Here is a 9983-nt window from a genome sequence, read left to right on the forward strand (position 1 = left end):
CGATGGCGTTACGGCACGGCCGCGGATACGCGGCGGTCAACTACCCGACCGGCATGAACCTCGGCGGCGACCCGTCGCAGGCACTCGTCCACGCCACCACGATGGGCGGATTCGTCGTCACGCTCTCCTCGGTGGATCTCGGCCAGGGACTGCGGACGGTCATCGCCCAATGCGCGGCCGAGACACTCGGCATCCCGATCGAGAACATCATCGTCGACACCGCCGACACCGACACCGGCCCGCACTGCATGGGAACGTTCGCCAGCCGCGGCACCCACCGCGTCGGCAACGCCGTGATCATGGCGGCGCGCGAGGCCAGGGAGGTCATGCTCCAGGTCGCCGCCGACGAACTGGAGGTCGACGCGGAGGATCTGGAGACCGACGGCACGGGCTTCGTCCGCCTCAAGGGATCGTCGGAAAAGAAGATCCACATCAGCGACGTCGCGCTCGCCGCGCACTTCCGGCAGGGCCGGACCATCTCCGGCCGGGGCATCTACCTCAAGGAGCCGAGCTCCCCGGTGCCGGAGACCGGCGAGATGGACCCGGACTCCTGCCAGGCGCACGCGTGCACGGTGGCCGAGGTCGCGGTCGACGACGAGACCGGCGTGATCGAGGTGCTGCGGCTCTACAACACCTACGAGATCGGCCGGGCGCTCAACCCGGCCCTCGCGACGCAGCAGGTCGAGGGCGGCGCCTGGATGGGCCTGTCGCACGCGTTGTTCGAATCGACCGAACCGTACTATCCGCACTCGCGCGAGCACGGCCCGGTCGATTTCACGGAATACCTGATGCCCGGGCCGGCCGACATCCCGGCGCAGACGAGCCTGTTCCTCGAACGGCCCGCCGACAACGGGCCGTTCGGGGCCAAGGGGATCGGCGAGATGACGGCGAACGCGCCGATCCCCGCGATCGCCAACGCCGTGTACGACGCGGTCGGCGTACGGCTGACGAGCATGCCCTTCACCCCGGAGAAGGTGCTGCGCGGACTCGACGAGTTGCGGGCCGGCCGTGCTGGTTGATCAGGACACGCTGGACCGGCGGCTGGGCGCGGAGGGCTACCTCGCCGACGAGGGTCTGCTCACCGCCCTCCACCTGGCAGGCACGCTCGGGCTCCCGCTGCTGCTGGAGGGCGAGCCGGGGGTCGGCAAGACCGAGGTCGCGAACGTCCTGGCCCGCATCCTCGGCCGCGAGCTGATCCGGCTTCAGTGCTACGAAGGACTGGACGCCTCCCAGGCCCTGTACGAGTGGGACTACCCCAAACAGTTGCTGTCCCTGCGGGCCGCCGAGGTGGAGGGGCGCGGCGTCGGCGACCTGTACCGCGAGGAGTTCCTGCTGCAGCGGCCGTTGCTGCGGTCGCTGCGGGCGGCGTCCGGCGCGGTGCTGCTGATCGACGAGATCGACCGGGCGGACAGCGAGTTCGAGGCCTTCCTTCTGGAGTTCCTCGGCGACTTCCAGATCACCATCCCGGAGATCGGCACCATCACGGCGGCGAGCGTCCCGTTCGTCGTCCTCACCTCGAACCGGACCCGCGAACTGCACGACGCGCTCAAGCGCCGGTGCCTCTACCACTGGATCCCCTTTCCCGACGCCGAACGGGAGCGAGCGATCATCCGGGCGCAGGCGCCGGGCCTGGACGAGAGAAGCGCGGCCCGCCTCGTGGCCGCCGTGCACCGCATCCGCGGACTGGCTCTGCTGAAACGCCCGGGCATCGCCGAGTCGGTCTCCTGGGCCCGTGGCGTGCAGACGCTGACCCGCGAGGGTTCGAGCTGGCTGGAGGCGATGCGCCGGTCCGCGGGGCTGCTCGTCAAGCACGAGGAGGACCTCGCGCTCCTCGGCCGCCACACCGCGGAGGTGTTCGGTGACTGAGCAGTCCCTCCTCGTACGCGTCGGCGATCATGTGCACGGGTTCCTGCGGGACCTGCACGATCGGGGCCTGCCCGTACCGGTGCCCAAACAGCGGGTCTTCCTTCAGGCGATCGAGGCCGTCGGCCCGCGCGACGCCACTCACCTCTACTGGATCGGGGTGGCCACGCTCACCACCTCCCACGAGGACCTGGAGGTGTACTCCCCCACGTTCGAGCACTGGTTCGGCGAGGTCACGGCACGGCGCATCCCCGATGAGGACTCCCCCGACGACGAGGCCTCCGCGCCGCGCGGGAAGGGGGACGAGGCTCCTCTCGCGGCGGCGTTCGGCGGGGAGGCGGGCCTGAAGGCCGGCTCCTCGGAGCGCGAGAGGCGCCCGGTGTTCGGCCCGGCGAGCGAGGACGACCGGGCAGTGCTCTCGCTGCTGCGGCGGGAACTACCCGGAGCGGTGCCGACGATCCGATCGCGACGTCGGCGGCCTGCCCGGCGAGGTCCGTGGATCGACGTCGCCAGGATCTGCCGTGAGTCCAGGCGCAGCCACGGGGAGATCGTGACGTTGCGCCGGCGCAACCGTCCGCGGCGGCAGCGCCGTGTGCTGTTGCTCATCGACGTGTCGGGGTCGATGAAGCAGCACAGCGCCCACTACCTCCGCTTCGCCCACGCCGTGGTCGGCCGGCTCGACCGCGTCGAGGTGTTCACCTTCGGCACCCGGCTGACCCGCGTCACCGAGCTACTGCGCGCACGGGACGTCGACGCGGCCGTCGGCTCGCTGAGCGACGTCGTCCTGGACGCCGAGGGCGGGACGCGGATCGGCGCCTCGCTCCAGGAGTTCCTCGCCAACGCCCGACATGTCACCGTGGCGCGCGGCGCCCTGACGATCGTGCTCTCCGACGGCCTGGAACGCGGCGACTGCCGGCCCATGCAGGCGGCCGTACGGCGGTTGTCGCTGCTGAGCCACCGGTTGCTGTGGTGGTCGCCGCTCGCCTGCGACCCGGCGTACCGGCCGGTCACCCGCGGCATGTCGGCCGTGCTCGGCAGCGTGGACACGCTCGCGGGCGTGCGCGATCTGCGTACGGCGTACGAGCAGGTACAGACCTTGGTCAGGGAGTGATCGTCATGCCGGAGACGGCCCGCTACTCGGGCGACATCGTCGACTCGCACCACCACATCTGGCGGGCCGGGGACCTGCCCTGGCTGTCCGGACCGATGGTGCCGCGGATCTTCGGCCCGTACGAGCCGATCAGGCGGGACTACCTGATCGACGAGTACATCACCGACGCCACGGCCGCAGGCATCAGCGAGTCGGTCTACGTGCAGACGAACTGGCCGCTCGACCGGGTTGTGGACGAGGTGCGCTGGCTTCACGAGGTTCATCAGGAGACGGGCCGGCCGATGGCCGTCATCGGATCGGCCGACATGTTCGACGAGAGCGCTCCGGACACCATGCGACGCCAGGCCGCGCTCACGCCGCTGATCCGGGGGATCCGCCAGCAACTGCACTGGCACGAGCGCCCGGAGTTCCGGTTCGCCACCGCGCCCGACCGTATGAAGGATCCGGTCTTCCGTAAGAACATCGGCGCGCTCGCCGACCACGGCTGGCTGTTCGAGCTGCAAGTCTTTCCCGAACAGATGCCGGATGCGGTCGAGCTGGCGGCGGCCTTCCCTGACGTCACCTTCGTCCTGGTGCACGCGGGCATGCTCATCGGGCTCGAGTGCCTCGAGTCGTGGCGGGCCGGGATGGCCGCGCTGGCCGAGCGGCAGAACATCGTCGTCAAGCTCACCGGGCAGGGCACCTTCGTCCACCGGGTGGATCCCGACCTCATCTCCTTCGTCGCAGACGAGGTGATCGGCTGGTTCGGCGCCGGCCGAGCCATGTTCGGCACCAACTTCCCGGTCGAGAAGATCTGGACCACGATGCCGCACCTGGTCGACGCGTGGAAGAACGCACTGGCTCATCTCCCACCCGCCGACCAACACGACATCTTCGCCGGCAACGCACGACGGGTGTACGGGCTGGAGGGCTGACCTGAAACTGCTGGGACTCGGGCCGCGGCCCGGAGGGCTTGGACCGGCGACGTCAGATAGTCGCGGATTGACGTGAAAAGGAGTATCTCGGCATGGCACTGTTCGTCCTGACCTACGGCTACAACGACACCCCGCTGAGAGCGGAGCGCCGCGAAGACCATCTCGCACACCTGAACAAGCTCTTCGAGCAGGGCAGCCTCGTCGCGGCCGGCCCTTACACGGACCTGACGGCCGGCATGATCGTCCTACGGGCCGAGGACGAGACCGCAGCACAGGCACTCGTCGACCAGGACCCGTACACGCAACTACAGGTCACCAGGGATCGCCGGCTGCGCCAGTGGCGCGTGACGGTCGGCTCGCTCGGCTCTGGCTAGAGTTCACCCCTTCTGGCGCGCCGTGCGGCCGGTCCATGCCCGCGTCCTCCACACGATGGAGATCGGGCCGTCGTGGCCGATGTGGTTGAGCGCGCGGAAGCACGCCTCCCACGGCACTGCGCCTGCCGAAAATTCCATCCATGCAGCTCAAGCTGCATATGAATACTCGTGGAGAACGCCGCCGAGCCGGTCTCTTCGGCGTATGTCCAAAGCGGCGATGCGTCCCGGATCTTTGATCAGATCCGGGACGACCCGTAGCGGGGCCGCTTGATCAAGGGCCTGGTGGGCCGCACAGAGTTCCGTGCATCACGCCATCGGTGACCGGCTGACCCGGCTTACCGAGCCCGCCGGGCGGGTGCCCGTGACGGCGACGATCGTCGCCTGGACCCGGCCCCGCCAACGCCGGGGGTAACCGCTTCGTCGACACCGGGAGAGAGGCTGCCCGGCGAAACACCGCTACTCGCGTAGCCGGGCCTCAGCCATCGGTCCGAGACATGGGACACCGGGGACGGTATTCAGAGGGAGACCGTCCCCGGCAACCCGCCTGCGCGAGGCCTCTCACGCCGGCGAGGCCTCCGCGGTCGCCGGCGAACTATGCCGTGGCACCCGCCGAATTTCCAACGCTACTGGATGTAGCTGATGAGGAAGGGAAGCTGCTGGTTTCCGTCTTCCAGGGTGCCGATCGATCCGTTGGGATGGAGCACGACGTTGCCCTCGCTGTAGTTGTCACCCCTCCATGAGTAGATCCACGCCGGGCCGTTGAGGTATTTGGCGGCACTGTCGCGCCACGTGGCGGAGGGAATGTCGGCCAGCTGGTGCCCGTCACCCCGGGAGGCGGCGAAGGAGTAGGCCTCGTTGCGTGTCTTTTTCATTCCCGATCCGTACCAGTACAGGCGGTAGGTGCCCTGGGCGGTCTCCTCGCCGTCGGCGCTGGTGGCGGAATTGGGAATCTCTATTAGCTGGTCGGTCATCGCTGCTCCACCTCTCGCTTGGGGACGGCAGCGGAACGCCGTCCACCCAGTGTTACCCAAAGCTATATATCCATCACTTAGAGTAGCTAAACGGACGCCGGGGTGCCGTGGGTGCCGTCCATCAGACGAAGGTCATCCTGCGGGGCCGTCCTGACTCAGTCGAAGTGACAACCGGGAGCCCTGGACGGGTGCCACCGGAATACGGCGAAAACGGGCCGCGGGACGACATAGCCGCAGGTCAGCGTTGAGCCAGCGTTTCGTACGCAGTGGAGCATCACCCCACTTTCGGACGGATTCGGGCCCCGCTCGGCGATCTTCAACGGTGCCGGTTCGCGTGGGAATCGGCCCCACCTGGAACAGATCACCGGCATCGGTTCAGTCCGTCTGTGGACTTGGGGGCTGCCGTCCCCGAACCCCTGCATGGCGAGAGCATCGAACAGGAGGGTGGGCTGTGTCAGAGCCTGTTCCCGAAGCGGCGCTCTTGGGCTTGTTGAAATCCCTACAAAGCTTGGCCTGTTCGGCAACGCGACGTTGGTCTTCGCCTCCCTGAAGCGACATTACCGACAAATTTCAGGTGCAGGGCCCAAACCGACGCTGCTATCAAAGACTGGCAGGCGATTTCCGGTGATGCATCCCACGGAGAACCATGGCCAATACCGACGATACGATCGTCAACGCTGCTGAACTTCTCGCGACAGCTCTCCGGCATCTGGACGATCCTGACTCCCGGCGACCTATTGCAGCGATCCCTACCTTGGATGACGCGACCTCGCGGCCGTTCCTGCCATTTCCAGCCCTGGCGATCGCGATGGCGTCTCATGTCCTGTCAGCGTGGGAGGTGAGAACATTCCGGGTCGAGCGAGGTGACCACGGTGATCGGATCCGCTACTTCACCGCCGTTGGTGACGACCCTCGGCGCCCCTTCCGCGCGTGCACGGTGTTCGTCCCCGACCTGGGCACGCAACGCGTCGTTGAAATGTGCGGACACGCGTTCTGCCTGAACATCGCTCCTGCCGGCCCCGGAAGCCGCTGCTGGGATCATCTGCAAGATCCGGCAACAGGGGACCGCTTCCATTGGCTCAGGCTCGCGGGAGAAGCCGCCCAGGCGGCGCAGCGCGAGCGCGGCGACCACAGCGAAACAGAGAACCTCGCCTTGGCTGCCCTCCGTGTAGGGCTTCCTCTCCAGGAGGTCTGCCGGGCAACCTTTGTCGACGCGTGGACGGTACAAGCCCTGGCAGACGGGCCCGCACCGATGCCAAGTGAGGTTGACGACTCGGACAACCCCGATCTCTGGCCGCTGGTCCTCACCCCAGACCGAGACATTACCGCCGCCGATACTCGCCAAGCCTATGTCTACGGCGCCGCAGTCGAACTAGCGCCAGAGACGGTGCTCGCCCGCAGAAACGAGTTCTATACGTACTTTCATACCTATGAAGGGGGGCCGCTCATCGTCGTTGGTGAGGACCGTCGCCTTTTCAGGTTGGAGTGGTGGCAGGTTCAGGACCATCTTCCGCAACACCGCTTGGCCCGACGCGCCGACGAACGCAGACAACAGATGTACGAGCCCCCAGATCCCTGGGAAGACTTTTGAGAGCAGCGCCCCTGCTCTGCCGAGCATCGTCAGGCACCGGCGATCAACCATCTCCACTTTGGTCATTCGCGCCATTCGCGCTCCTTCCTGACCAGGAGCACAAGCAGCGTCTCACCACAACACCTGCGGTGGGGCCGAAAGTCATCGGAACGTCATCATGTGGCTACGTAATGCAGTTATGGCGGGGGCGCACCTGACGCGCAAGTGGGGCCGACTCACACGCGTAGAACCACAGGTGGCTGCCGCGTGCAGTTGCCAGCTCGCCAGAACCCACCCCGCAGATCAGAGCCATAAGCGCAGCGCATCGGCACGGGCGCGACCGGTCCGTTGTTCGGCCCAAGCGCGCTGGGCGGCCAACTGGTCGGCCGAGCACAGCTCCGACACCTCGGCCGGGGCCTTCATCGGCGACAGTTGCTGCTCGCCGTGTTCCCGCCACACCAGGATCGCGCGCACCGAAGACCATCGCCGACACCGCACAATCCCGACTTCATCACAAGAGGATGGCGGGCCGGACCAAATGATCCTTTCCTGGCTTCCAGCCCGACATACTGTTACGCCCCGCTTCAGAAAGGGCCGCGCCATGTATCCGCCACCCCCCTCCCACCCTGGCTACCCGCCACCGCAGATGCCCTTACGCCCGGTCCGCGGCGTCGCCATCTTCGCCGTGGTCGCCTTGGTGTGCGACTCGCTTATTGGGATCGTCGCAGCTGTGATCGATCTCTGGTACGCCTCGCTTGTGGACCGAATGATCGCCGACGCCGACTCCGTGCCCGAGGCGGAGATCAACACAGGCGATCTCGTCTACGGCCTGTCCGGCATCCTGGAGACGGTCGTCTACGTCGTGGCCATCGTGGCGTTCCTGGTGTGGTTGTTCAGGGTCCGGGCGAACGCCGAGATCCTCGCACCCGGCGGCCACCGGCGCGGCCAGCCGTGGCTGATCTTCGGCTGGGTGGTGCCCATCATCAACTTCTGGTTCCCCAAGCAGATCGTGGACGACATCTGGTCTGCCTCCGCCCGCGTCCCCTCGCCTTCCCGGGGGCTGTTCAACGCCTGGTGGGCGGCCTGGCTGATCGGCACCTGGGTGGCCAACGTGGCCGGCCGCCTGCTGTTCAACGCCGACGAGTTGGAGCCGCTGGCCGCCGCCGCGCGGTTCGACGTGGTGGGTATCGTGCTGATGCTCATCGCGGCCGTGCTGGCGATCGGTGTCATCCGCAAGATCACCGAGGCCCAGGAGGAGCACCGCTCGGCCGCCGCCGGCATGCCCTCCGAAGGCATGCCTCTCGGTGGTATGGCTCCCGGCGGCGGCTACCCGGGGCACTGACGGCTGCTCCGCCGGGCGCAACCGAGGACCGGGCCAGGGCTGGGCCGTCCATGGCTTGACGATGCACCGTCTGAGCGTGTGCTGATGCCGGAGTCTCATTGGGAGCCCACGACCGCAGCACCCTCAACTGGCTGGCGAATGACGAGGCGACCCACTGTGGCGGTCCTCATCGGCCTCATCGGCCGCGCCTGTGAGGCCGGCCACGGAGCCGGCGCCCGCGAGCGGACTCGATCGTCGCCAAGGTACCCCGCACCCTGGCCGAACTCGGCCGGCACCTGCAGCCGCGTCTGCCGGGTGGCGGCCGACTAGCGGTGCTGCAGCCAGTTGGTGATCCTGATTGATGACGGGTGCCCCCGTCGACGTTCTCAACACCCACCTCGCGCCCTCCTCCCCGGGCATCCGGAGGATGGAGGCGGAGGCGCTGCGCCTGTTCGTCAAGGACCGGCCCGTGATCGCGATGGGCGACTGGAACGCGGCGGGCCCCCTGATCCCCGTGATCCATGCGCGGTGCGGCTGCCTGGCCGCACGCCACGAGCAGCGGCCCGCGGGCGCGAGTAGAACCTCAGCCGTGTACTACGCCGCCCGCAGCAGCGGGCCGGCGACATGAGCGAGTTCTCCGTGGCCGATGAGTCACTTTTGCCGGACTCATGGCGGCTCCTCTCCGCAGCATCGGAACAGATGGGCGTTCTCGGCCGCCCAGCCGTCAAACAGCTCGGTTCTGGAGGCCACGCTCGGACCGGCGATCGCCCGGCTGCGCCGGACGTTCCCCACCGCCGACACGTACGTCGACTTCTTCAAAGCGCATCCGGCCTTCGTCGGCCACTGCTGGGCCGCCCGCCTCCCGGGTCTGCGGGATGAGGCGATCCCGGGCTGCAACCACTACGCGATCCTGTTCGACGACCGCTGCGCGTCGACCATCGTCAACCACCTCACCTCTCCGACCTGATCCCCGCACCTCCTGACACACCGTTGGCGAAGGACGGGTGCCGTTGACCGATGTGTCATGGGCCGTGCCCGGCGTGCATCGAAGTTCTTCTCCCGCACTTGGCGGGAGTGTCGTGGACGTTGTCGAGCGAAGGGCGGACGTGGTTACGCCGCACGCTCGGATTCGAGCAGCGCCGCGCACCCAAGTCCAGGCGCGCGGCCTCGCCGCCCACTCCCGCGCCGGCAAGAGCGTTGCGTCGGCGATCATCGGCCGTCACTGGCGGTCGCGGCGACTCCCCACCCCCGTTACCGAACATGTACGCGAACTGGCGGGTAGCTTAACGATCTCCGTCACCTGTTCCCTCATGTTGAACATGCCTCTTACGATCACGCCGCAACGATGGTCAAACCTCTCCCAGAGGCGCGCGAATCGGAGATCGAAGAGTGGCATCAACCCGCACTCGCGTCCGCCGGACGACCACGGCGGACCGGGCCATCGCGGCCGTGCTGTCCGTGGCACTGGCCGTAACCGTCGCGGACATCCCCACGGCGTACGCGGACACCCCCTTACCCCAACCCCCACCGGCGGCCGCCCCGCCCGACCCCTCCACCGCTCCGGCCGGGCCCAGTGCGCCCGACGAGAGCTCGGCCAAGCTGACCGCACGGCTCACCGGCAAGCGGGTCGAGATCGAATCGGCACGTACCGAGGCCTCCTCCACCTACGCCAACCCTGACGGCTCCCTCACCGAGGAGATGTTCGCCGGGCCGGTCAGGGTACGCGACGGCGCCGGGTGGAAGCCCGTCGATCTCGCGCTCACGGCGACCGGCGACGGCACGGTGACCCCCAAGTCGCACGGCAGGGCGCTGCGCATCGGCGGCGCGAGCGGCGCCAAGCAGGCCGCGGCCGGCGGGAC

The 9983-nt window shown here is 67.9% G+C and carries 12 protein-coding genes and 1 pseudogene; 10 read left to right on the plus strand and 3 right to left on the minus strand.

Translation table 11 applies throughout. From position 1 onward, the window contains the following. The first annotated feature begins 2 nt into the window (after positions 1-2). The 5 genes from ACWDX9_RS36665 (at position 3) to ACWDX9_RS36685 (ending at position 4262) form a co-directional block, all read left to right on the plus strand. Complete coding sequence (locus ACWDX9_RS36665; RefSeq protein ID WP_357748979.1) at positions 3-1019, plus strand: xanthine dehydrogenase family protein molybdopterin-binding subunit; 1017 nt, start codon at positions 3-5, stop codon at positions 1017-1019. Beyond that, positions 1009-1866 (plus strand): AAA family ATPase, encoded by an 858-nt coding sequence (locus tag ACWDX9_RS36670; RefSeq protein ID WP_363983202.1) that lies wholly within the window; start codon positions 1009-1011, stop codon positions 1864-1866. Before ACWDX9_RS36665 ends, ACWDX9_RS36670 begins: the two co-directional genes overlap by 11 nt. Continuing rightward, on the plus strand, positions 1859-2974 hold the full coding sequence (locus ACWDX9_RS36675) for a vWA domain-containing protein (RefSeq protein WP_449962352.1): 1116 nt from the start codon (positions 1859-1861) through the stop codon (positions 2972-2974). The genes ACWDX9_RS36670 and ACWDX9_RS36675 overlap by 8 nt, the downstream gene beginning before the upstream one ends. A 5-nt stretch (positions 2975-2979) precedes the next feature. After that, entirely contained in the window at positions 2980-3888 is a 909-nt protein-coding gene (locus ACWDX9_RS36680; protein WP_449962355.1) for an amidohydrolase family protein, read from the plus strand. 92 nt (positions 3889-3980) lie between these two features. Continuing rightward, positions 3981-4262, plus strand: a complete 282-nt coding sequence (locus ACWDX9_RS36685; protein ID WP_449962357.1) for a YciI family protein — start codon at positions 3981-3983, stop codon at positions 4260-4262. Positions 4263-4265: 3 nt separating this feature from the next. Here ACWDX9_RS36685 and ACWDX9_RS36690 read toward each other — a convergent pair whose 3' ends face one another. Both ACWDX9_RS36690 and ACWDX9_RS36695 read right to left on the minus strand, forming a co-directional pair. Then, on the minus strand, positions 4266-4400 hold the full coding sequence (locus ACWDX9_RS36690) for a hypothetical protein (protein ID WP_449962360.1): 135 nt from the start codon (positions 4398-4400) through the stop codon (positions 4266-4268). Between the two features lie 485 nt (positions 4401-4885). Further along, positions 4886-5233, minus strand: a complete 348-nt coding sequence (locus ACWDX9_RS36695) for a hypothetical protein (protein WP_449962363.1) — start codon at positions 5231-5233, stop codon at positions 4886-4888. 646 nt (positions 5234-5879) lie between these two features. Between ACWDX9_RS36695 and ACWDX9_RS36700 the strand changes: the two genes are divergently transcribed. Then, a complete protein-coding gene (locus tag ACWDX9_RS36700) occupies positions 5880-6824 on the plus strand; it encodes a hypothetical protein (RefSeq protein ID WP_449962366.1) in 945 nt (314 codons plus the stop codon). Positions 6825-7106: 282 nt separating this feature from the next. Here ACWDX9_RS36700 and ACWDX9_RS36705 read toward each other — a convergent pair whose 3' ends face one another. After that, positions 7107-7277 (minus strand): hypothetical protein, encoded by a 171-nt coding sequence (locus ACWDX9_RS36705; RefSeq protein ID WP_449962369.1) that lies wholly within the window; start codon positions 7275-7277, stop codon positions 7107-7109. A 256-nt stretch (positions 7278-7533) separates the two neighbouring features. Here ACWDX9_RS36705 and ACWDX9_RS36710 point away from each other — a divergent pair, with 256 nt between their 5' ends. The 4 genes and pseudogenes from ACWDX9_RS36710 to ACWDX9_RS36725 form a co-directional block, all read left to right on the plus strand. Then, positions 7534-8145 (plus strand): DUF4328 domain-containing protein, encoded by a 612-nt coding sequence (locus ACWDX9_RS36710; RefSeq protein WP_449962371.1) that lies wholly within the window; start codon positions 7534-7536, stop codon positions 8143-8145. 340 nt (positions 8146-8485) lie between these two features. Further along, positions 8486-8752 carry an endonuclease/exonuclease/phosphatase family protein gene (locus ACWDX9_RS36715; protein WP_449962374.1) on the plus strand — a complete coding sequence of 89 codons (267 nt, stop codon included), beginning with the start codon at positions 8486-8488 and terminating at the stop codon, positions 8750-8752. A gap of 18 nt (positions 8753-8770) precedes the next feature. Further along, positions 8771-9091, plus strand: coding sequence for a hypothetical protein (locus ACWDX9_RS36720; RefSeq protein WP_449962377.1), 321 nt, complete (start codon positions 8771-8773; stop codon positions 9089-9091). 422 nt (positions 9092-9513) lie between these two features. Next, positions 9514-9983 (plus strand): annotated as a pseudogene (locus ACWDX9_RS36725) (hypothetical protein); the annotation flags it as partial.

It is taken from the genome of Nonomuraea sp. NPDC003201 (assembly GCF_053590415.1).

Excerpts from the sequence above, each read along its gene's own strand:
- ACWDX9_RS36665 (WP_357748979.1), top strand. The coding sequence starts at position 3 with ATGGCGTTACGGCACGGCCGCGGATACGCGGCGGTCAACTACCCGACC.
- ACWDX9_RS36680 (WP_449962355.1), top strand. The coding sequence starts at position 2,980 with ATGCCGGAGACGGCCCGCTACTCGGGCGACATCGTCGACTCGCACCAC.
- ACWDX9_RS36685 (WP_449962357.1), top strand. The coding sequence starts at position 3,981 with ATGGCACTGTTCGTCCTGACCTACGGCTACAACGACACCCCGCTGAGA.
- ACWDX9_RS36690 (WP_449962360.1), bottom strand. The coding sequence starts at position 4,400 with ATGGAATTTTCGGCAGGCGCAGTGCCGTGGGAGGCGTGCTTCCGCGCG.
- ACWDX9_RS36695 (WP_449962363.1), bottom strand. The coding sequence starts at position 5,233 with ATGACCGACCAGCTAATAGAGATTCCCAATTCCGCCACCAGCGCCGAC.
- ACWDX9_RS36700 (WP_449962366.1), top strand. The coding sequence starts at position 5,880 with ATGGCCAATACCGACGATACGATCGTCAACGCTGCTGAACTTCTCGCG.
- ACWDX9_RS36715 (WP_449962374.1), top strand. The coding sequence starts at position 8,486 with ATGACGGGTGCCCCCGTCGACGTTCTCAACACCCACCTCGCGCCCTCC.
- ACWDX9_RS36720 (WP_449962377.1), top strand. The coding sequence starts at position 8,771 with ATGAGTCACTTTTGCCGGACTCATGGCGGCTCCTCTCCGCAGCATCGG.